The sequence below is a fragment of the Allobosea sp. 2KB_26 genome (genome assembly GCF_052115715.1).
Classification (GTDB): Bacteria; Pseudomonadota; Alphaproteobacteria; order Rhizobiales; family Beijerinckiaceae; genus Allobosea.
In genome coordinates, this window is record NZ_JBFRHE010000001.1 from 1,181,490 (window position 1) to 1,202,261 (window position 20,772).

17 protein-coding genes are annotated in these 20,772 nt (G+C 66.2%); 9 read left to right on the forward strand and 8 right to left on the reverse strand.

The features are described 5' to 3' along the window. The first annotated feature begins 22 nt into the window (after window positions 1-22). Together AB4099_RS05785 and AB4099_RS05790 are read left to right on the forward strand one after the other, a co-directional pair. The gene (locus AB4099_RS05785; RefSeq protein WP_441477352.1) at window positions 23-1,753 is read left to right on the forward strand and encodes a carbamoyltransferase family protein; all 1,731 of its coding nucleotides are present in this window, start codon (window positions 23-25) and stop codon (window positions 1,751-1,753) included. Window positions 1,754-1,843: 90 nt separating this feature from the next. Further along, window positions 1,844-2,092 (forward strand): DUF1272 domain-containing protein, encoded by a 249-nt coding sequence (locus AB4099_RS05790; RefSeq protein ID WP_441477353.1) that lies wholly within the window; start codon window positions 1,844-1,846, stop codon window positions 2,090-2,092. A gap of 38 nt (window positions 2,093-2,130) precedes the next feature. Here the strand turns inward: AB4099_RS05790 and grxD are convergent, their stop codons facing one another. The 6 genes from grxD to AB4099_RS05820 all read right to left on the reverse strand — a co-directional run bounded on the left by grxD (window position 2,131) and on the right by AB4099_RS05820 (window position 8,369). After that, on the reverse strand, window positions 2,131-2,466 hold the full coding sequence (gene grxD / locus AB4099_RS05795) for a Grx4 family monothiol glutaredoxin (protein ID WP_441477354.1): 336 nt from the start codon (window positions 2,464-2,466) through the stop codon (window positions 2,131-2,133). Window positions 2,467-2,512: 46 nt separating this feature from the next. Continuing rightward, window positions 2,513-2,749: a BolA family protein gene (locus AB4099_RS05800; protein ID WP_441477355.1), complete on the reverse strand. Its 237-nt coding sequence runs from the start codon at window positions 2,747-2,749 to the stop codon at window positions 2,513-2,515. Window positions 2,750-2,761: 12 nt separating this feature from the next. After that, a complete protein-coding gene (gene purL, locus AB4099_RS05805) occupies window positions 2,762-4,972 on the reverse strand; it encodes a phosphoribosylformylglycinamidine synthase subunit PurL (RefSeq protein ID WP_441477356.1) in 2,211 nt (736 codons plus the stop codon). Window positions 4,973-5,136: 164 nt separating this feature from the next. Then, window positions 5,137-5,589 carry an acyl-CoA thioesterase gene (locus AB4099_RS05810; protein WP_441477357.1) on the reverse strand — a complete coding sequence of 151 codons (453 nt, stop codon included), beginning with the start codon at window positions 5,587-5,589 and terminating at the stop codon, window positions 5,137-5,139. Window positions 5,590-5,604: 15 nt separating this feature from the next. Beyond that, window positions 5,605-6,486: a methyltransferase domain-containing protein gene (locus AB4099_RS05815; RefSeq protein ID WP_441477358.1), complete on the reverse strand. Its 882-nt coding sequence runs from the start codon at window positions 6,484-6,486 to the stop codon at window positions 5,605-5,607. A 26-nt stretch (window positions 6,487-6,512) separates the two neighbouring features. Then, window positions 6,513-8,369 carry a M3 family oligoendopeptidase gene (locus tag AB4099_RS05820; protein WP_441477359.1) on the reverse strand — a complete coding sequence of 619 codons (1,857 nt, stop codon included), beginning with the start codon at window positions 8,367-8,369 and terminating at the stop codon, window positions 6,513-6,515. A 165-nt stretch (window positions 8,370-8,534) separates the two neighbouring features. Here AB4099_RS05820 and AB4099_RS05825 point away from each other — a divergent pair, with 165 nt between their 5' ends. From AB4099_RS05825 to AB4099_RS05835, 3 genes are all read left to right on the forward strand, one after another. Then, window positions 8,535-10,028 (forward strand): sigma-54-dependent transcriptional regulator, encoded by a 1,494-nt coding sequence (locus AB4099_RS05825; protein WP_441477360.1) that lies wholly within the window; start codon window positions 8,535-8,537, stop codon window positions 10,026-10,028. A 108-nt stretch (window positions 10,029-10,136) separates the two neighbouring features. Then, window positions 10,137-12,062, forward strand: a complete 1,926-nt coding sequence (locus AB4099_RS05830) for a L,D-transpeptidase family protein (protein WP_441477361.1) — start codon at window positions 10,137-10,139, stop codon at window positions 12,060-12,062. A gap of 201 nt (window positions 12,063-12,263) precedes the next feature. Beyond that, window positions 12,264-14,033, forward strand: a complete 1,770-nt coding sequence (locus AB4099_RS05835) for a peptidoglycan L,D-endopeptidase MepK (protein WP_441477362.1) — start codon at window positions 12,264-12,266, stop codon at window positions 14,031-14,033. Between the two features lie 18 nt (window positions 14,034-14,051). Here the strand turns inward: AB4099_RS05835 and AB4099_RS05840 are convergent, their stop codons facing one another. Together AB4099_RS05840 and AB4099_RS05845 are read right to left on the reverse strand one after the other, a co-directional pair. Beyond that, on the reverse strand, window positions 14,052-14,660 hold the full coding sequence (locus AB4099_RS05840) for a glutathione S-transferase family protein (protein WP_113519343.1): 609 nt from the start codon (window positions 14,658-14,660) through the stop codon (window positions 14,052-14,054). A gap of 78 nt (window positions 14,661-14,738) precedes the next feature. Further along, window positions 14,739-15,740 carry a LysR family transcriptional regulator gene (locus tag AB4099_RS05845; protein ID WP_441477363.1) on the reverse strand — a complete coding sequence of 334 codons (1,002 nt, stop codon included), beginning with the start codon at window positions 15,738-15,740 and terminating at the stop codon, window positions 14,739-14,741. A gap of 116 nt (window positions 15,741-15,856) precedes the next feature. On the opposite strand from AB4099_RS05845, the gene AB4099_RS05850 reads away from it, so the two are divergent. The 4 genes from AB4099_RS05850 (at window position 15,857) to AB4099_RS05865 (ending at window position 20,735) form a co-directional block, all read left to right on the forward strand. After that, window positions 15,857-16,462 carry an FMN-dependent NADH-azoreductase gene (locus AB4099_RS05850; RefSeq protein ID WP_441477364.1) on the forward strand — a complete coding sequence of 202 codons (606 nt, stop codon included), beginning with the start codon at window positions 15,857-15,859 and terminating at the stop codon, window positions 16,460-16,462. 317 nt (window positions 16,463-16,779) lie between these two features. Continuing rightward, window positions 16,780-18,093, forward strand: coding sequence for an SLC13 family permease (locus AB4099_RS05855; RefSeq protein ID WP_441477365.1), 1,314 nt, complete (start codon window positions 16,780-16,782; stop codon window positions 18,091-18,093). Between the two features lie 111 nt (window positions 18,094-18,204). Further along, window positions 18,205-19,380 (forward strand): glycerate kinase family protein, encoded by a 1,176-nt coding sequence (locus tag AB4099_RS05860; RefSeq protein WP_441477366.1) that lies wholly within the window; start codon window positions 18,205-18,207, stop codon window positions 19,378-19,380. Beyond that, on the forward strand, window positions 19,377-20,735 hold the full coding sequence (locus tag AB4099_RS05865; RefSeq protein WP_441477367.1) for a S8 family serine peptidase: 1,359 nt from the start codon (window positions 19,377-19,379) through the stop codon (window positions 20,733-20,735). The genes AB4099_RS05860 and AB4099_RS05865 overlap by 4 nt, the downstream gene beginning before the upstream one ends. Window positions 20,736-20,772: the final 37 nt, after the last annotated feature.

Below are 20,772 nucleotides of genomic sequence, written 5' to 3' on the forward strand. Positions count from 1 at the left end.
CTCTGCTCCATATCGTTGCGGCATGAGCTACACGATCGGCCTCGCGACCACCTTCCACGATCCTGCGATCGCGATCGTTGGCCCCGATGGCGAGGTGCTTTTCGCCGAGGCGACCGAGCGCTACCTGCAATATAAGCGCGCACCGAATTGCGAGCCCGATTCCGCGCCGCGGATGGAAGGCCTGCTTAAGCGCTACATCCCGGCAGGCGCCCCGGTACAAATCGCGACGAGCTGGAGCGGGGAGTTCACCGGCTTCCTCGAGCAGATGAGCCGGACCGGCGCCTTCACGATCGATGAACTGCTCAAGCTCTCCCCCGAGCTCAACCGCTCGCTGGTGCCGGAACGCTCCGAGCGGGCCTTGATCGCCTCGCTGCATCTCGGCCAGCAGCGCGCCGGCCTCGGCACGCTGCTCGGGCTCGACCGCGCCTTCGGCAAGGCGAACGTCACCGGGATCAAGCGCTATGGCCACCATCTCGGTCATGCGGCCTATGCCTGCTGGTCGTCGCCCTTCCGCGATGCCACCTGCCTCGTCGTCGACGGCATGGGCGAGACAGGGGCCTCGGCCATCCTCGCGTTGCGCGATGGCGAGATCAGCGAGGTGAAGCGTCACCGCGGCCGCGAGTCGATCGGCTTCTATTTCGGCCTCGTCACCGACCTGGCCGGCTTCGACCAGGCGAAGGGCGAGGAATGGAAGATCATGGGGCTCGCGCCCTATGGCAAGCAGGATGCCGAGCTGCTGGCGCTGCTGCGCCGCCTTTACCGGATCGACGAGAACAAGCTTTCCTTCGCGGATGCCGCGACCATACGCGCGGTCTCCGCCGAGATCCTGGCGCAGCGGCCCACTGAGGCGCTCGACCAGGGCTGGGCCGACCTTGCCCGCTGCGGTCAGGATGTCTTCGCCGAGATGATGGCGGCTCTGCTTGCGGAAGCCGCCGCATTGGTGCCGTGCGAGAATCTGGTTCTGTCAGGCGGCTGCGCGCTCAACTCCTCGTTCAACGGCAAGATCGTCGGCCGCCACGGCTTCAGCCAGGTGTTCGTACCCTCCGCTCCCGCCGATGACGGCAACGCCATTGGGGCGGCCTGGCTGGCCCATGCCGAGGCGCATCCAGGCTGGCGCGCGCCGAAGGGCCCGATGACGCCCTATCTCGGCTCGCGCGTCTCGACCGAGCCGCTGGAGCGCATGGCGGCCTGGGAGCCTCGCCTGAAGCGTCTCGCACCGAAAGAGGTCGCCCCGGTGACGGCCCGACTGCTTGCCGAAGGCAAGCTTGTCGGCTGGGTCCAGGGCAAGGCCGAGTTCGGCCCACGTGCACTCGGGAACCGCTCGATCCTTGCCGATCCGCGCCCGGCCAACGCCAAGGATCTGCTCAACGCCAAGGTCAAGTATCGCGAGGCCTTCCGCCCCTTCGCGCCGTCGATTCTCGCCGATCACGGCGAAGACTGGTTCGAGGACTACCAGGACTCGCCCTATATGGAGCGCACGCTGGTCTGGAAGCCGCCCGTACGCGGACGCGTTCCCGCTGTGGTCCATGAGGATGCGACAGGCCGGCTCCAGAGCGTCACGGCCGAGCGCAACGAGCGCTATCACGCGCTGATCTCAGCCTTCCATGCCATCACCGGCGTGCCGGTGATCCTCAACACCTCGTTCAACATCATGGGCAAGCCCATCCTGCACACGGCAGAGGATGCGATCCTGATGTTCTATACCAGCGGCCTCGATGCGCTGGTCGTCGAGGACTGGCTTCTGGTGAAGTGATCGCCTGAGCTGATCGATCTCATCAGCAACTTGCGCTGGCGGCGCAGCACCGCCGGCCGCAGGATCTCTCCACCGCGTCTGGAGAATGCCATGCTGCAGCTTCGCCCGAACTGTGAATGCTGCGACCGCGACCTGCCGCCCCAGGCGCGCGACGCGATGATCTGCACCTTCGAATGCACCTTCTGCGCCGACTGCACGGAGGCGCGCTTCAAAGGCGCCTGCCCGAATTGCGGCGGCGAACTGGTGCGCAGGCCGGTCAGGCCCGCCGACAAGCTGAAGAAATACCCGCCCTCGCAGGAACGGATCCGCAAGCCCCACCCGGAATGCGCAGCGGCCTGAAGGCTACGACGCCACTCCGCGGATGCGTCGGACGAGCCTCAGCTCGCCTGCTTGACGCTGATGCCCTTTTCTTCGAAGAGCGCTTGCAGCTCGCCGGCCTGGAACATCTCGCGGGTGATATCGCAACCGCCGATGAACTCGCCCTTGACGTAAAGCTGCGGGATCGTCGGCCAGTTGGAATAGGCCTTGATGCCCTCGCGGATCTCCTGGTCTTCCAGCACGTTCACGCCCTTGTAGGGCACGCCGAGATAACCGAGGATCTGGGCGACCTGCCCGGAGAAGCCGCACATCGGGAACTGGGGCGTGCCCTTCATGAAGAGCACGACGTCGCTGGATTTCACTTCGGCGTCGATACGGGCGTTGACGTCGCTCATCGGTCTTTTCTCCTGAGGCGGGGTCAAGGCCCGCTGGTCATCTCTGCTAATTCTGGGGAACCGTCGTCGTCAGCGCAAGGGCATGCAGCACGCCGCCCATGCGGCCTTGCAGCGCGGCATAGACCATCTGGTGCTGCTGAACCCGGCTCTTGCCCTTGAAGGCGGCCGAGGTCACGGTCGCCGCGTAATGGTCGCCATCCCCGGCGAGATCCTTGATCTCGATAACCGCGTCCGGCAGCGCCGCCTTGATCATCGCCTCGATATCCTGCGCGTCCATCGCCATGATCGTGTCTCCTTACGCGCCCTTGGCCGACATATAGGTCGGGAACCAGTCCTCATGGGCCTTGTCGAGCGCGGTCAGCGCCAGCGGCGCCTCGCCCGGCAGCGCAAGGGCGTTTCCGCCGGTCCGGCCGATGAGAGCGGCAGGCACGCCGGCCGCCCTGGCCTCGGTCAGGAGCCCCTCGACGGCGCCCGACGGCACAGTGACGAGATACCGCGCCTGATCTTCACCAAACAGGACGGCATGGGCCAGCCCCACGGGAAGCTGCGTCACGGTCGCGCCGACGCCGCCGGCAAGCGCCATCTCGGTCAGGGCAACCGCGAGGCCGCCATCCGACAGATCATGGCAGGCGCTGACGCGGCCGGCCGTGATCAGCGCGCGCACGAATTCGCCATTGCGGCGCTCGATCGCGAGATCGACCGGCGGCGGCGCGCCTTCTTCCCGGCCGCAGATGGTCGCGAGATAGGCCGACTGGCCGAGCCAGCCGGAGGTCTCGCCGATCAGGATGATGCTCTCGCCTTCGGCCTTGAAGCCGACAGTCGCATGCTTCGTCACATCGGCCAGAACACCGACGCCGCCGATCGTCGGGGTCGGCAGGATCGAGACGCCATTGGTCTCGTTGTAGAGAGAGACGTTGCCGGAGACGACCGGGAAGTCGAGCACCTTGCAGGCCTCGCCGATACCCTTGATGCAGCCGACGAGCTGACCCATCACCTCGGGTCGCTCGGGATTGCCGAAATTCAGGTTGTCGGTGATGGCGAGCGGCGTCGCACCGACGGCGGTGAGGTTGCGCCAGGCTTCGGCGACCGCCTGCTTGCCGCCCTCGAACGGGTCTGCCTCGCAATAGCGCGGCGTCACGTCGGCGGTCATGGCAAGGCCCTTCGGCCCCTCCTCGATGCGGACGATGCCGGCATCTCCGCCGGGCGTGACCACCGAGTTTCCGAGGATCAGCGTGTCGTACTGCTCATAGACCCAACGCTTCGAGCAGAGTTCCGGCGAGCCGACGAGCTTCAGCAGAGCATCCGCGTTCGACATGGGCGGCTTCACCGAAGCCGCCTCGATGATCGCCAGCTTCGGGGTCTCGATCCAGGGCCGGTCATATTCGGGAGCCTCGTCGCCGAGTTCCTTGATCGGCAGGTCGGCCATGGTCTCGCCCTGGTGCTTCACGACGAAGCGCAAGGTGTCGGTGGTCTTGCCGACCACGGCGAAATCGAGCCCCCATTTCCTGAAGATCGCCTCGGCCGGCTCCTCGTGACCCGGCTTGATCACCATGAGCATGCGCTCCTGGCTCTCCGAGAGCATCATCTCATAGGCGCTCATCTGCTCTTCGCGGCAGGGCACCGCGTCGAGATCGAGCTCGACGCCGAGATCGCCCTTGGCGCCCATCTCGACGGCCGAGCAGGTCAGCCCGGCCGCGCCCATGTCCTGGATGGCGTCGACATGCCCGGCCGCCATGATCTCGAGGCAGGCTTCCAGCAGCAGCTTCTCGGCGAATGGGTCGCCGACCTGCACCGTCGGGCGGCGTTCCTCGCCGCCATCGCCGAAGGCGGCCGACGCCATGGTCGCGCCATGGATGCCGTCGCGACCGGTCTTGGAGCCGAGATAGACGATCGCCTTACCGACACCCGACGCCTTGGCGTAGAAAATCTCGTCGGTCTTGGCGAGGCCGACCGCCATGGCATTGACCAGGATGTTGCCGTCATAGCGCGTGTGGAAGCCGACCGCGCCGCCGACCGTCGGAACGCCGAAGGAATTGCCGTAGCCGCCGATGCCGGCAACGACGCCCGAGACAAGGTGACGGGTCTTGGGATGCGAGGGATCGCCGAAGCGCAACGCATTCAAGGCTGCGATCGGGCGCGCGCCCATGGTGAAGACGTCGCGCAGGATGCCACCGACACCGGTCGTCGCGCCCTGATAGGGCTCAATGAACGAAGGGTGATTGTGGCTCTCCATCTTGAAGACCACCGCGAGCCCATCGCCGATATCGATGACGCCAGCATTCTCGCCCGGGCCCTGGATCACCCAGGGCGCCTTGGTCGGCAGAGTCTTCAGATGGATCTTCGAGGATTTATAGGAGCAATGCTCGTTCCACATCGCTGAGACGATGCCGAGCTCCGTGATCGTCGGTTCGCGACCGATCAGGTGGAGGAAACGCTGATATTCGTCCGGCTTGAGGCCGTGCTCGGCCACGAGTTGCGGAGTGATCTTGATCTCGTTGGGAATCACGGCTCGCCTGGTCCCTGATCGCGGACGCCCGGCCCGCCTCTGATGCGCGGGGCATAACCTGCTTGCCCGCCGGAGACAACGCATTCCCGCCGATCAATGCCATGCAGGCGTACATTCAAGCCTGTTCCGCCCGTGACGGCACCGACTGGTGCCCCGAACTGAGATCAGCCCGGCGCGTCCGATACGGCGAGCGCCTGAAGCGCATCGCGCAATCCGTCCGGGATCGGAGCCGGCTTCTGACCGGCGCGCGCGACATAGACATGGGTGAAGCGGCCCTGCGCCGCCGCCTGCTCGCCACCGCGCCGGAAAATGCCGATCCGATATGTCACCGAACTACGGCCTAGTTTCTCGACCGCAATTCCAGCCTCGATCGTCTCGGGGAAGGCGACGCTTTCGAAATAGGTGCAGGCCGTTTCGACCACGAGGCCGACAATCTCGCTTCCGGCAAGATCGAGATGCCCCTGCTCAATCAGCCACGCATTCACCGCCGTGTCGAACCAGGAGTAATAGATCACGTTATTGACGTGACCATAGGCGTCGTTATCGGCCCAACGCGTCGGAATCGCGCGAAACAGTCTGAAATCTGAGCGGCCAAGCCGCACCGCGCGTCCGCTCATCGACTGCTGCTCCCGTCATTGCCCCGGCTTCTCGCCTGTCCCGATCTCGGGCACGCCGAGCGCATCCGCCAACCTCGCCTTGGCCGAGCCCGGCCGGAGCGGCTTCTGCTGGCTTTCATGCGGCGCCCAGCCGGAAAGCCAGACGATCTCGAACGTAGCGCGCAACCGGCTGTCGGGATCGGCGAAGCGCTCGGCATAGAGCGCAGCAGCGCGCAGCAGCGTGTCGCGACGGAGCGGCGCCTTGCGCCGGTCGGCCAGCGCATTGGCCCAGCCCATCGCACGCAAATCGCGCAGCAGGCCGAACAGGTCGCGATAGCGCACTGTGACGAGCTCGCTGTCGACCACTGGAAGTGCGAACCCGGCGCGCTGCAGCAGGCTGCCCATGTCGCGCAGATCGGCGAAGGGTGCGACACGCGGGCTCACGCCGCCGGTCGTCTCGGCTTCCGCGGCAAGCAGGACTTCGCGCAATTCCTGAAGCGTGCGACCGCCCAGCAGGCAGCCGATGAAGAGGCCATCGGGCCTGAGCGCTCGCCTGATCTGGATCAGCGCGCCTGGCAGGTCGTTGACGCCGTGCAGAGCGAGCAGCGAGGCGGCAAGGTCGATCGAAGCCGCGGCGAGCGGCAAACGCTCGAGATCGCCGACGACATCGCCTCTCGCCCCCTCGGTCTCCGCCATTCGCCAGAGCGCCTCGGCCTTGGTGCGCAGCACGGGTGCTGCAACCGGCAGCGGCGTGCCGAGATCGGCCGCCAATGCGAAGCGGCGCAGCACCGCAGCGAGCCTCTCGTCGAGATCCTCGCTGGCGCGGGCCAGCAGGAAATCGGGATAGCCGCCCGCCACCGCCCGTGCCTGGCGGCGGCGAACGAGATCACGATCGAAAACCAGGGGACCCTCAGCCATACCCGCGCTCCAGCGCTATTGCGGCCTCACGCCATTCCTTCCAGCTCGATGATCAGCCCCTCGATCATGGTGAGGCCGATCTGCCAGAAAGCAGGATCGCGTGCATCGAGACCAAACGGCTTCAGAAGCTCGGAGTGGTGCTTGGTTCCGCCCGCCGAGAGCAAGGCGAAATAGCGCTCCTGAAAGCCCCCGGCCGAGTTCTGATAGACCCCGTAAAGCGAGTTCACCAGGCAATCCCCGAAGGCATAGGCGTAGACATAGAAGGGCGAATGAATGAAATGCGGGATATAGGCCCAGAACGGCTCATAGCCCGGTCCGAGCGTGATCGCCGGCCCAAGACTTTCCGCCTGCACGCTCATCCAGAGTTCGCAAAGCTGGTCCGCCGTCAGCTCGCCTGCCTTGCGCGCCTCATGCACCTTGCGTTCGAAGGAGTAGAACGCAATCTGGCGCACGACCGTATTGATCATGTCCTCGACCTTGGCGGCCAGCATCGCCTTGCGCTGCTTCGGATCGGTGGTTCCGTCGAGCAGCTTGCGGAACGTGAGCATCTCCCCGAAGACGCTTGCCGTCTCCGCCAGGGTCAGTGGCGTCGGCGCCATCAACGCCCCATTCGGCGCTGCCAGAACCTGATGCACGCCATGCCCGAGCTCATGGGCGAGTGTCATCACGTCGCGCGGCTTGCCCTGGTAGTTCAGCAGCACATAGGGGTGGACCGACGGCACGGTGGGGTGCGCGAAGGCCCCTGGCGCCTTGCCCGGCCGGGCCGGCGCATCGATCCAGCCTTCATCAAAGAAGCGCCGGGCAATGCCGGCCATCTCAGGTGAAAAGGCGCCATAGGCGTCGAGAACGGTGTCGCGCGCCTCGGTCCAGGGAATCGTGCGCTGCTCGACCTTCGGCAACGGCGCGTTGCGGTCCCAGTAATCGAGAGCCTCGCGGCCAAACCAGCGTGCCTTCAGCTTGTAGTAGCGGTGCGACAGGCGCGGATAGGCCTCGCGCACGGCTGCAACCAGAGCATCAACCACCTCGCGCTCGACCCGATTCGCCAGGTGCCGCGAATCGGCGACATCCTCGAATTTGCGCCAGCGGTCGGAGATTTCCTTGTCCTTGGCGAGGGTGTTGGTGATCAGCGAGAATGTGCGCAAATTGCCGCGCAGCACTGCGCCCAGCGCTTCGGCGGCGGCTTTGCGCACTGCGCCATCGGCATCCTGCAGCTTGTTCAGGGTGAGCTCGAGCGTCAGCTCCTCGCCATTCACCGTGAAGCGCAGCGAGGCGACAGTCTCGTCGAAGAGCCGGTTCCAGGCACCACGCCCGGTCACCGACTTCTCGTGGAACAGTTCCTCGATCCGGTCTTCAAGCTGGTGCGGCTTGTCCTTGGCGAGATCCTCGATCCAGGGTTGCCAATGGCTCAGCGGCGGTTCGGCCGCGACCTTCGCCAGCAGCGCCTCGTCGAGGCGGTTGAGCTCGAGCCCGAAGAACAGCAGCTCGGTCGAGGCGGTCGTCATCCGGTCCTGGGCGTCACCATAGAACTTGGCGCGTTTCGGATCGGTGGTGTCGCCGGAGTAGACGAGGCCGGCATAAGACATGATCTTGCCGAGCAGGTCTTCCAGCTGCTCATAGGCACGCACGGCCTCCGCGAGTGTCGCGCTCGCATCGTCACCGGCGGCGAGTTCGGCCAGCTTGCCGCGATAGAGTGCGGCGAAGCGCTGCGAGTCAGCCAGCGCGCGGTCGAGATCGGCGCTGAATTCGGGCGAATCCATCGACGGGTAGAGATGGCTGAGATCCCATTCCGGCAGCTTGCCCAGCGCCTTCGCGGTCTTGGCGGCGCTGCTCGCCGCGCTTCTTGCGACGTTGGCGGAGATCGTCCCGTCGAAAGCAATCGTCATGTCAAAGGCACCTCGCTGGCAAAACCATCCATACCCATATGCGCGGACAAGGCCGCGCGATCAACGCCGCCGCCGGCCGGCGGCGCTTAAGAGCGGCTTAACCGTTCTGGATGACAGTGCCCCGAAACGGAACACTGATTCTGCAGCGACCGGCATCGAGGTTTCATGACAACCACCGTTCTCGTCGTTGATGACGACCCCGTTCAGCGCCGACTGCTCGACGCCATGCTCAAGCGCTTCGGCTACGACGTCGTCGTGACCGAGAGCGGCGACGAGGCGCTTGCCCTGCTCGGCAATGGCGAGACCGGGGCCTTCGACGCGGTGGTCCTCGACCTGGTCATGCCCAATCTCGACGGCATGGGCGTGCTCTCCCGCCTGCGTGAGCGCGGCATCGACACCCCGGTCATCGTGCAGACCGCCAATGGCTCGATCGAAACCGTGGTCTCGGCCATGCGCGCCGGGGCCGTCGACTTCGTGGTCAAGCCGGTCGGCGCAGAGCGGCTGCAGATATCGATCAAGAACGCGCTGAAGCTCGGCGCGCTCGAACATGAACTGCGCTATCTCAAGCGCCGCGCCTCAGGGCAGCTCGGCTTCCGCGACCTCGCCACCAAGAGCCCGGATATGGGCCGCGTCATCGGACTGGCCGAACGCGCCGCGAAATCGAACATCCCGATCCTCATCGAGGGCGAATCCGGCGTCGGCAAGGAGGTGCTGGCGCGCGCGATCCAGGGCTCCAGCGACCGCAAGGGCAAGCCCTTCGTCACGGTGAACTGCGGCGCAATCCCGCATAACCTCGTCGAATCCATCCTGTTCGGCCACGAAAAGGGCGCCTTCACCGGTGCCACCGAACGCCATATCGGCAAGTTCGTCGAAGCCAATGGCGGCACGCTCTTCCTCGACGAAGTCGGCGAATTGCCGCTCGACGCCCAGGTCAAGCTCCTGCGTGCGATCCAGGAGGGCGAGGTCGACCCCGTCGGCGGTAAGAAATCGGTGCGCGTCGACATCCGGATCATCTCGGCCACCAACAAGAGCCTGCTGGATCAGGTGAAGCGCGGCGAATTCCGCGAGGATCTCTACTACCGCCTCAATGTCTTCCCGATCACGCTGCCGCCACTGCGGCAACGCTGGGAGGACATCGCCGATCTGGCCCGCGGCTTCCTCGTCCGCTTCGCTGCCGAAGAGGGCAAGAAACTGCGGGCGATCTCGCCCGAGGCTCTCAACCTGATCAATGGCTATGACTGGCCGGGCAATGTCCGTCAGCTCGAGAATGCGATGTTCCGGGCGGTCGTGCTCGCGGATGGCGATGAGCTGACCGTCGCCGAATTCCCCCAGATCGCGGCGCAGATGGAAGGCTTTGAAGTCCATATCCCGGCCGCGCCGACCGCAACCGCCCGCCCCGAGCCGCGCGACGAGGCGCCGCGCATCATTCAGGTGCCGGTGCGCGATCCCAATGCGCTCGATTTGGTCGCGGGCTCCGACATCCGAAGGCTCGAAGAGCTCGAGCGCGAGATCATCAAATTCGCCCTGGCGCATTATCGCGGACACATGTCCGAGGTCTCGCGCAAGCTCGGCATCGGTCGCTCGACGCTCTATCGCAAACTCAAGGATTACGGGCTGATCGAGGGCGATGAGGCATCCGCGAACTCGGATGCGGCATAGGCGTTGTAGAGCTGAAAGATGCCCGCTGTTGCACCCCCGCATCTTGTCGAAACAGGCCGAGTCACGCAGGTATCGCGGATATCGGGCAGAGCTATAAGGAATTGGACCATGCGTCGTCGCCACTGGGCGAGCTTTGCCTCCGCATCGGTCCTGGCCATGGCCCTCGGCACCGGATATGCGCTTGCGCAGGGCACTCCTGAGCCTGAACTCGGCATTCCCCTGCCCGAGCAGCCGGCACTGCTGATCCTGAACAGCGACAAGCCACCCGAGAGCCTGACGCCGCCGGTCTTGCCAGAGGTTGTCGTCACGATCGAGACCGCCCCCAAGCCCGGGGACGCCGAGCGGGAGATGGTGACGGGCACTGTTGCCCCCTCGGCCCAGCCACAGGGCGGGCTTGCTCCGCTCGAGGTGCCCCCGACGCCTGCCACGACGCCCGGCGTCGACCTCGACGAGCCTGTAGTGCTCGACATCCCGGCCATTGATCTGCCGCCTTCCGATCCAGCGCTTGCCCCCGCCGCCAGGCCTGCGCCGCTGCGCTCCGCCGAGCCCGTGATTGCGCCGCCGGACCTGCCCAAGGTCGTGGTCGAGCTACCCCCCGGACCGGCGCTCGCCGCCGAGATCACCGAGCGCGCGCCGGAAGCGCTGGCATTGCCGCGCCTCGCGGAACGCGAGCGCAGCGAAATCCTCGCCGCCTATCAGGCTTTCGAGAACCGTCCCTTCTGGATCGACGGCAAGGGCTGGAGCGCCGCTGCCAAGCTGCTCGTGGCACAGTTGAGCCGCGCAGGCGAAGATGGCCTGCGGCCGACCGACTATCCGCTGCCCGTTTTCGAGGCCAGCGACAAGGGCAGCCTCGCCGAGGCCGATGTCCGGCTTTCCGCGCTCGCCGTGCTCTATGCCCGCGATGCGCGCGGCGCCCGCATCGACCCGCGCCGGCTTTCCAAGCTGCTCACGCCGACACTGTACTTGCCTTCCGCCACCGAGGTTCTCTCCGAGATCGCGGCCGTTCCCGACCCGGGCAAGGTGCTGGCGGCCTACAACCCTCCGCATGAGGGCTATCGCCGGCTGAAGGCCAAGCTCGCCGAACTGCGCCACCACCAGGACGATACGCCCATGGTGCGCATTCCAGCCGGCCCTCCGCTCAAGCTCGGCATGCGCGACGAGCGCGTACACCTGATCCGCGCCCGCCTCGGCCTCGGCCCGTCCGATGAGGCTGTGTTCGATCGCTCGACCGCCACCGCGGTCGCCGAATTCCAGAAGCAGGCCGGCCTGCGCGCCAACGGCATTCTCAGCGCCCAGACGATCGCGGCGCTCGGCACACCGGCGACCAACCGCGCCCAGCAGGACATCGTCGCGCAAATGGAGCGCTGGCGCTGGCTGCCCGCCGATCTGGGCCAGACCCATATCATGGTCAATGTGCCGGAATTCCAGATGCGGGTGATCCGCGACGGCAAGGTGGTGCACCACGCCCGGACCATCGTCGGCAAGCCCGAATCGGCGACGCCGATCTTCTCGCATCGGATGGACCATGTCGTGGTCAACCCATCCTGGTTCGTGCCGCCATCGATCCTGAAGAAGGAATTCCTGCCCGGCCTCGCCGCCGATCCGGACTATGCCGCCAAGCGCGGCTATGTCGTGACCCGTCGCGGCAACAACATCTCGGTGCGCCAGCCGCCGGGCGAGCGCAACGCGCTGGGCTGGATCAAGTTCATGTTCCCGAACGACCATGCGGTCTATCTGCATGACACGCCGAACCGCCGGCTCTTCGCCACGGATCGCCGGGCCTACAGCCATGGCTGCGTGCGCGTCGACAATCCCTTCCTTCTCGCCGACCAGGTGCTCGGCCCGGAATGGACGACAGAGCGCCTGAAACGGCTGATCGGCTCTGGCGAGCGCACAATCCGGCTGCCGCAGCCGCTGCAGATCCACCTCGTCTACAACACCCATGTAGTCCAGCCCGACGGCAAGCTGGTGACCTTCGACGACATCTACGGCTTCCACCGCATGGTGCGGCAGGCTCTGGAGCAGCGGGGCTGAGATCGTGGCGAAATGTGGGATCGGGCACCTTTTCGCCACGATCCACAGCTAGCCAGCTTAGGTGGAGAGAATCGTAGCGTACAGGTTACCCCCTTGTTAACCTGCTGTTAACGCATCTCCGCAACTGTTCGTTGACGTTTGCCGAGCTCCTTGCCGGCGCATCGAGACGGGTCGAGTAGCTTGAGCAGATCCTCAGCCACCATGCCGAGACGGCTTCTGCTGCGCGTGACGCCGGGTTTCCGTGGCGGACTGACTTTTGCCATTGCATTGGCGGCCCTCGTCTGCGGCATCCGCGGCACGCAGAACGCCGTAGCCAATGGCGACACGCGCACGATCTCCATCCGGCACATGCACACCAAGGAGGAGATCACCGTTACCTTCAAGCGTGACGGACGTTATGTCGCCGAAGCCCTGGAGAAGCTGAACTGGGCTCTGCGCGACTGGCGCATCGACGAACCCATCAAGATGGACCCGCGGCTGTTCGACGTCGCCTGGGAGGTTCAGCGCACCGTCGGCTCCGAACAGCCCTTCCACGTCGTCTCAGCCTATCGCTCGCCCGGCACCAATTCGATGTTGCGCCGGCGCTCGCGCGGCGTCGCCAAGCACAGCCAGCACACGCTCGGCAAGGCGATGGACTTCTACCTGCCGGATACCCCGACAGCCAGGATTCGCGAGGCCGGCATGCGGCTGCAACGCGGCGGCGTCGGCTTCTATCCGGGCGCGCATACGCCATTCGTCCATCTCGATGCCGGCTCGGTCCGCTCCTGGCCGCGCATGACGCGCGACCAGCTGGTGCGCCTCTTCCCGGACGAGAAGACCGTGCATCTGCCGGCCGATGGCCAGCCGCTTGCCGGATACGAACTGGCCAAGGCCGATGTCCTGGCGCGCGGCGGTGCCGTGGCTGGTTATGCCGCTGCCGATCTCGATGAAGGCGCGGTGATCTCATCCGGGCGCAAGAGCCTGTGGGCCGCCCTCTTCGGTGGCGATGACGAGGAAGCGGATGCGCGGCCTCAGCGCGGGCGTGCTGCGGCGCCGAAGCCGCAACCCGTCGTCATGGCCTATGCCCGCCAGAATTACGCCGACAGCAGCTCGGAGGATGGCGGCACGCGCTTCGGCGCATCGCTCGTCGCCGCCCCGGCGCCGGAGCCGGCTCCGCGTGTAACCCGCCCAAGCCGTCAGGCACCGATCCCGGCCGAGCCGCCGGTTCAGGTCGCAGCGCTCGCACCGGCGCCTGCGCCCGAAGAGATCAGGCCGAAGCTGATCGACGCACCACTCCCGATCGCACGCCCGGGAGGCCTCACGCCACCGGCAGCGCAGCAGGGCGCCGTCCAGGTCGCGGCCCTGCCGCAGCAAGGCGGAGCGCTTGCCTTCGCACCTCAGCTCGCACCCGGCGGTCGCCCCGGCGAGGAGCAGAAACTGATCCTCGCCTCGCTGCCGCCGCGCCGACCCGGCGAAATAACGACACTGGTCGAAACGATCGTCGCCGGCAAACCGACGGCGGCGCCGCTGCCGCCGTCGCGCCCGGTCGCCTTCGCCAACCTCGCCACGGCCTCGTTGCGCGGCAGCGATGCCGACCCGGCGCCGGCCGTCCAGCAGGAAGGCAAGCTGGTCACGATCACTCATCCGATGCCGCCGAGCCGGCCGCAACTCGGCAGCACGGTGATTGCCCGGACCGAGCGGAACAACGGTGGCAGCCCTGCCCCCACGCCGATCGTTGCGCAATATGACGCCGACCGTTCGAATCTGGACTCGCTCTTCGCCGCTGTCAGCCGTCCCGCGCCCGAGGGTCGCAAGGTGACGGTTGCGACCGCGCGCGCCAAGGCCGCCTCCGCCCCGCCACCTGGCTGGGTCCAGGGCCCCGGCCCCGCCGCCTCGCTCGGCTTCAGCCATGCCGATCCGAGCGACGCCAAGACCGGCAGCTTCAGCGGCCCTGCGGTCAAACCGCTGCCGACGAACTTCGTCCAGAACTGAGCAGGCAGTACCGGGTGCTCACTCCCGGTCGATTGGCCAGGCCTTGAACACGGCCAGCTCCTCGCAGGCGCGCGCCTGCGCAGCAAGAGCCGGCCAGCGGCTCTCCTCGACATATTCCGGGATCACGAAGCGGCAGAACCCCCAGGCGATGGCAGCGGCGATATCGGCAGGCTCGAGCTCCGGCCCCGAGCCCAGTTCACCGCGCCGGGCCGCCTGATCCAGCAGATCCAGCGCGGTGTGCAACTGCGTCACGATGCGCTCCTGCCAGGGCGCGTAGCGCTGGGCTTCCGGACGCTTGCGCTCATATTCCACCGAGACGGCCTTGTCCGCCGCGACGATGCCAATGCCGGTCAGGCTGAGATCACGGACCCGCGCGACGTCTTCGATCGGTCGCAGGGAACGGCCGGCGACATCCTCGAAATGCTGAATGATCAGCAGCGACTCGCTGATCACCGTGCCATCGTCGCAAACCAGCGAGGGGGCCTTGATCATTGGATTGATCGCTCGGAACGCATCCATATGACGGAACACGGAGACGGAGCGATGCTCGAATTCGACCCCGAGCAGGGTTCCGGTAATGGCGGCGCGCCGCACATAGGGACTGTCCAGCATTCCAACGAGCAGCATCGCAATCTCCGTTTTTGAGCGCGTGCAGACTGGCCGCTCATTCAGGGAATGCAACGCCAAATCATGTGATGCCGAAGATCACGCCAATTGATGTGCAGGCAGCCTGGCTTCCGACGCAACGGCATCATCGGAAACAGCCTCCGCGCCGAACGACAATCCGCGTGCCTTGGCCGCCATCTGGCAGCGATCCCAGCTCGGCTCGCCTCCGAAACGCTCGACCAGGAGATCGATCAGAACGCGCACCTTGCCGGGAACATAGGCGCCCGGCGGGCGCACGACGAAAAGTCCCTGCTCCTTCATCGGATAGTCCAACAACAGGTGCTCGAGGGCGCCTCTGCTGATCGCGTCCGTGAGCATGAAGGTCGGCAGCACGGCAAGGCCGAGTCCAGCCTCCGCCCATTCCGCCAGGGTCTCCCCGCTGTCCGAGCGCATCCGACCGGTCGGCCTGACCGAAACCCAGCGTTTGCTCATCCGGAAGGTCCAATCCGTCGTCGCAGTACCCGTATAGATGAGACAGTCATGCTCGGTGAGATCGAGCGGCGAGACGGGGCGCCCCCTGCGTTCGAGATAGCCCGGGCTCGCGACCACGGCTCCGTAGACCGGTGCGATGCGCCGCGCCACCAGACTGGAATCCTTGAGGGTGCCGATCCGGATCGCTGCATCGAAACGTTCTCCGATCAGATCGACATAGCGGTCGCTGGCCTCGACATCGAATTCAAGCTTGGGGTGGCGATGCGCCAGTTCGGCTAGGACCGGCGCGACATGGCTCACTCCGAAGGTCAGCGGCATCGACAGACGCAGTCGCCCGGCAACGCCACCCGTCTGCTGCGCCACCGATTCACGCGCCTCCGCGAGGTCCGCAAGGATGCGCTCGCCGCGTGCCTTGAACTCGATCCCGGCCTCCGTGGGGCTGATGCCGCGGGTCGTGCGGCTGAGCAGCCGGGTCCCGAGATCGGCTTCGAGCCGTGCGATGCGGCGGCTGACAATCGACTTCGACAGACCGAGCACCTTGCTCGCGCGCCCGAATCCGCCGGTCTCGACCACGGCAATGAAGCTACGGATGTCATCGAGCTCCGACATGAGAGTGTTCCCCTGAGAGCAACAGTATGGTTCCCACTATGGGCGTTCTGGTGCGTGAAGTGAACCGCTATGTTGCAATGCATCGAAGCCATTCCCTCCGTTTCAGGATCGCAACCATGTCCAACCTTCTCGTTCTCAACAGCAGCGCCCTGGGCTCGGCCTCCGTTTCAAAGCAGCTCGTCCAGGATACCGTCACCCGCCTCGCCGCCCAGAACCCTGGCCTGAAGGTCGTCGAACGCGACATCGGCCTGGCCCCGGTTCCGCATCTGACGCTTGATTCCGCAACCGCCATTCGCGGCGGCGAGCCGGCCAACCCGGCCCAGGTGGAAGCCCGTACGCTGTCCGATGCGCTCGTCGAGGAATTGAAGGCGGCCGATATCATCGTGGTCGGCGCGCCGATGTACAATTTCGGCATCTCGTCGACGCTGAAGGCCTGGTTCGACTATGTGCTGCGCGCCGGTGTGACCTTCCGCTACACCGAGTCCGGCCCGGAAGGCCTGATGACCGGCAAGCGCGCGATCGTGGTCGAGAGCCGTGGCGGTCTCTATAGCAGCGGCCCCGCCCAGATCATGGACTCGCAGGAGCCGCATCTGCGCACGCTGTTCGGTTTCATGGGCATCACCGACGTCACCTTCATTCGCGTCGAGAAACTCGCTTTCGGTCCCGAGGCACGTGAGCAGGCGATCAATGCCGCCCAGGCCGAACTGAAGCTGGTTGCCTGAGCCTCACATTTCGCCAGGACAGGACAGGGCCGGCGTCAGGAAATTGACGCCGGCCCTGTCTATGCAGGGTCAACTCCGCCACGCCGGCTGGGTTGAGCAACTGCAGCGCCGAGCTGAGGGAATAAGACGCGCTCTCACTCGTTTCTCTCGATATGAGCAGCCTCCCCCCTCCTCCTCCCGTCATGATCGCGCCGGCTCAGCCGTCCCGACATGCCGGTGCCCCCGTCGCTCCCACCAGCGCGCCCGGAACATTGGTCCGTTTCGCCGCCATAGCCCTCGCCTCGGCTGCGGCATCGTCGATCTGGTTCGGAGCCCCATTGGCAGCGGATGCCAGGATCGTGCTGATCGTCTTCTCCCTGGCCACCATCGGCTGGACGATGACGGCGATCGACGACATGCTAATCGCCCTTGCGGCCGCAGCGACCCTGGTCGCGACCCGCACGGTGCCGACCGAACAGCTCTATCTCGCACTTGGCAGCGAGTTGATCTGGCTCCTGATCGGTTCCTTCGTGATTGCGGCCGCACTGCGCGCTTCCGGCCTGGCCGAACGCCTGGCACTGTCGGCGCTGCGGCCCTTCTCGCGCGTATCCTCGCTCTTCTTCGCCGTGACCTTCGTCATCATTGCCACCGCCTTCCTCGTTCCCTCGACATCCGGACGCGCCGCATTGCTGTTGCCGGTCTATCTGGCGCTGGCCGAGGCGATCGATGACCGCCGTATCAACCGGGCATTGGCGCTGCTGTTTCCCTCCGTCATCCTGCTATCGGCAGGCGGATCGCTGATCGGAGCAGGCGCGCATCTGATCGCGGTCGAGATGATGACAAGGGCAGGCCGTCCGGGGCTGGACTATCTCGGCTGGATCGTCCTCGGCCTGCCTTTCGCGGTGCTGTGCAGCCTCGCCGCCACGATCGCCATTCTCACGCTGTTCCTGTCTCGCGCCGAGCGCAGCCGCTCACTGGAGCGACGCTCGCCTGAGCGAACGCCTTTAACCCGACCACAAATCTATGTGCTCGCGGTCGCTGTCACAGTCATGATCGGCTGGAGCACGCAGGGCTGGCACGGCATCGACATCGCGATCGTGACATTGTTCGGTGCTGTCGCAGTCACTCTGCAACCGCTCGCGCCGGTCTCGATGAAACAGGCCGTGCAGGCGACCGAATGGCAGCTCATCCTGTTTCTCGCGGCGACGACACTGATGGGTGGCGCGCTGATCGAAACAGGAGCGGCGGGCGCGATCGTCAAGGGTCTGCTCGATCTCCTGCCCGGTGAAGCGCTGACGACACCATGGCTATTGGTTGGGGTGATCTGTGCCATCGCGCTGCTCTCGCACCTCGTCATCACCTCACGCTCGGCCCGCGCCGCGGTGCTCATCCCGATGCTCGCCTTGCCTTTCGCTGCAGAGGGGTACGAGGTCCGCGCACTGGCTTTCGTCATCGTGATGGGAACCGGCTTCTGCCAGAGCTTGCCTGTCAGCGCCAAGCCGGTTGCACTCTTTGCCGGCCTCGACCGGCCGACCTATCAGCCACGCGACCTGGCGCTGCTATCGGCGGTGCTGCTACCGGTAATCTTCGGCCTGCTCCTGGGTTTCTCAACGTACATCTGGCCGCTGATGGGCCTGCCGCTGCTGCGTTGAATGGCCCTTCTCGGGCAGCCGCAGAAATTATTGAGCCGGCATGGAATAAGCGCGCACAGGCTTCGTTTGGCACAGGGAGGCACAAGCCTCCCCGTGTTCGAGGAGCCCAACATGACCCTCAAGATCCTGATCGCCCCCTCCGGTTTCAAGGAAAGCCTGGATGCAAGCGCTGTCGCAGCGGCCATCGCGCTTGGCGTGAAGACTGGAATGCCCGACGCCGAAACCCTGCTTGCCCCCCTCGTCGACGGAGGAGAAGGTTTCACCAAGGCGCTCGTCGCCGCGACCGGAGGTCGTCTCCATCACCTCACCGTCACGGGCCCCGTCGGCGAGCCGGTCGAGGCCTTCTTCGGCTTCCTCGGGCGTTCCGGCCCGAGGACGGCCGTTGTCGAGATGGCCGCCGCCGCCGGGCTCGCACTTGTTCCTCGTGATCGGCGCAATCCGATGCTGACCACCAGCTATGGTGTCGGCGAACTGATCCAGGCCGCGCTCGATGCCGGCGCAGAACGCATTCTGGTCGGCTGCGGCGACAGTGGCATCAATGACGGCGGCGCCGGAATGGCAAACGCCCTCGGCATCAGGCTGCTCGACGCCTCGGGCCAGCCGATCGGCCGGGGCGGTGGCGCACTTGCCGATCTGGCCCAGATCGACCTGAGCGGCCGGGATCCCCGCCTTGCGACCACCCAGATCGATGCGGCGGTCAACTGGCACAATGTCCTGCTCGGCCGCAACGGAGTCGCCCGGGTCTTTGCTCCACAGAAGGGCGCAACGCCGGAGCAGGTGGTCGCGCTCGAGCAGGCGCTGCATGTCTATGCGGCTCAACTCCAGGCTGCGACGGGCGACGACACGAGCACAGCGCCCGGTTGTGGCGCCTCGGGCGGGCTGGGCGCCGGTCTCCAGGCGCTCCTAGGCGCAAGGCTGCATCCACGGTACAACATCGTCATGCAATATCTGGCTTTTGATGACTTGCTGGCTCAGGCTGACCTCGTCATTACGGCTGAAGGCTGTCTCGACGAGCAGACGCCGTTCGGCAAGATTCCCGCCGAAGTTGCTCGCCGGGCCAAGAAGCGTGGCATCCCGGTCATCGCGCTCGCCGGAACTATCGGCCGCGGTCGTGTCCGCATCAATTTCGAGCATGGGATCGATGCCTTCGCGAGCATCCTGAAGCGTCCCTGCACACTGGAAGAAGCCATTGCCGAAACCGAGAAGCTGCTGCGCCGTGCGGCCGAAGACGCGATCCGGATGGTCGGGGTCGGAATCAGGCTGCAGCACGAAGGGCACGCCGCGTGAGCAGCCTGCGTCGCCCCCGAGCCAGAGCGCTCGCGCTCGGCCTCGCGCTGGCTCTGTCGCCGCTGCCCGGCCCCGGCAGTGCGCCATGGCAGGCGCCTGCGGCGCTTGCCGATGACGATGGCGGGGACGGTGGCGGTGGAGCCGGCGGCGGCGCAGGAGGTGGCAACGCAGGCGGGGGCGGCGGCGGTGACGGTGTCGACCCCGCGCGTTATCGCGGCACCGGGACCAGCCCCTTCAACCTGCTCAGGTTCTTCGGCATTGAAGGCCGAGCGCCGCAGCGTCCGCGTCGGACGGGGCCGCCCACGCCACAAGCGTCTGCGCGCGAGCTCGTCGCGAGCGGACTCGTCCAAGCCGATCTCGATAGGCTTCGCCGTGACGGCTTTCGGATCATGGTACAGCGGCAGCTCGCCTTGCTGCCCGGCCTGTCGGCCCGGCTGCGCGTTCCGCGGGGCCTCTCAACAGCGCGTGCGCTGCAGCGGGTGCGCTCGCTCGCCCCTTCGGCGTTGGTCGACCTCAACCATCTCTATCGCAGTCTCGCGGCCCCCTGTCCCGAAGCACGCTGCTTCTCCCTGACGACGCCGGACGCGCGGATCGAGGGCACCTGCCGCGCCCATGGCACGATCGGCATGGTCGACACTGCAATCGATCCCGACCACCCGTTCCTGTCGAACAGCGGCATTGTGACCGAGGTGGTACGAGCCCCGGATTACCAGCCGGCTCGCGACACGCACGGCACCGATATTGCGATCCTGCTGACCCGGAACGGACCGGGCACGGCCGGGGCGCGAGTGATCGCGGTCAATGCCTTCCATCGGCGTACGGGTGGCGCCAGCGCCGACAGCCTCGACCTTGTGACAGCGCTCGACCGTCTGGCGGAACGGTCCGTGCCCGTCGTCAATCTCAGCCTAGCCGGCCCGGCCAACGCATTGCTCGACCATGCCGGCCGGGTGATGCAGCAGCGCGGCACAGTCCTTGTCGCCGCTGCCGGGAATGACGGGCCGGGCACCGAGCCGCGCTATCCCGCGGCCTATCCATGGGCGGTCGCGGTGACGGCCATCGACCGCGACCGCCAGGTCTTCGCCCGTGCGAATCGCGGCGCACACATCGCCTTCGCGGCTCCTGGCGTGCGTATCCAGATGCCCGACAAGGCCTTGCGCCCTGGCCAGCTGCGTTCGGGAACCTCCTACGCCGCGCCACTGGTCTCCGTCGCCTTTTCCCAGCGCCGCTCCACCGATCAGGACGCGACACCACAGATGCTCGTGGCGGCGCTTTCCAGCGAGGCGACCGATCTCGGGGAGCCGGGCCGCGACCCTGTCTTTGGCTGGGGTCTGCTCGAATGCCGGCCGCAGCCGTAGCTCGATGCGCGATCTTGCCTGCTGATCCTGAAGACAA

Excerpts from the sequence above, each read along its gene's own strand:
- AB4099_RS05790 (WP_441477353.1), top strand. The coding sequence starts at position 1,844 with ATGCTGCAGCTTCGCCCGAACTGTGAATGCTGCGACCGCGACCTGCCG.
- AB4099_RS05845 (WP_441477363.1), bottom strand. The coding sequence starts at position 15,740 with ATGTCGGAGCTCGATGACATCCGTAGCTTCATTGCCGTGGTCGAGACC.
- AB4099_RS05820 (WP_441477359.1), bottom strand. The coding sequence starts at position 8,369 with ATGACGATTGCTTTCGACGGGACGATCTCCGCCAACGTCGCAAGAAGC.
- AB4099_RS05840 (WP_113519343.1), bottom strand. The coding sequence starts at position 14,660 with ATGCTGCTCGTTGGAATGCTGGACAGTCCCTATGTGCGGCGCGCCGCC.
- AB4099_RS05835 (WP_441477362.1), top strand. The coding sequence starts at position 12,264 with ATGCCGAGACGGCTTCTGCTGCGCGTGACGCCGGGTTTCCGTGGCGGA.
- AB4099_RS05810 (WP_441477357.1), bottom strand. The coding sequence starts at position 5,589 with ATGAGCGGACGCGCGGTGCGGCTTGGCCGCTCAGATTTCAGACTGTTT.
- AB4099_RS05800 (WP_441477355.1), bottom strand. The coding sequence starts at position 2,749 with ATGGCGATGGACGCGCAGGATATCGAGGCGATGATCAAGGCGGCGCTG.
- AB4099_RS05815 (WP_441477358.1), bottom strand. The coding sequence starts at position 6,486 with ATGGCTGAGGGTCCCCTGGTTTTCGATCGTGATCTCGTTCGCCGCCGC.
- AB4099_RS05830 (WP_441477361.1), top strand. The coding sequence starts at position 10,137 with ATGCGTCGTCGCCACTGGGCGAGCTTTGCCTCCGCATCGGTCCTGGCC.
- AB4099_RS05860 (WP_441477366.1), top strand. The coding sequence starts at position 18,205 with ATGACCCTCAAGATCCTGATCGCCCCCTCCGGTTTCAAGGAAAGCCTG.
- AB4099_RS05850 (WP_441477364.1), top strand. The coding sequence starts at position 15,857 with ATGTCCAACCTTCTCGTTCTCAACAGCAGCGCCCTGGGCTCGGCCTCC.
- AB4099_RS05825 (WP_441477360.1), top strand. The coding sequence starts at position 8,535 with ATGACAACCACCGTTCTCGTCGTTGATGACGACCCCGTTCAGCGCCGA.
- AB4099_RS05785 (WP_441477352.1), top strand. The coding sequence starts at position 23 with ATGAGCTACACGATCGGCCTCGCGACCACCTTCCACGATCCTGCGATC.
- grxD (WP_441477354.1), bottom strand. The coding sequence starts at position 2,466 with ATGAGCGACGTCAACGCCCGTATCGACGCCGAAGTGAAATCCAGCGAC.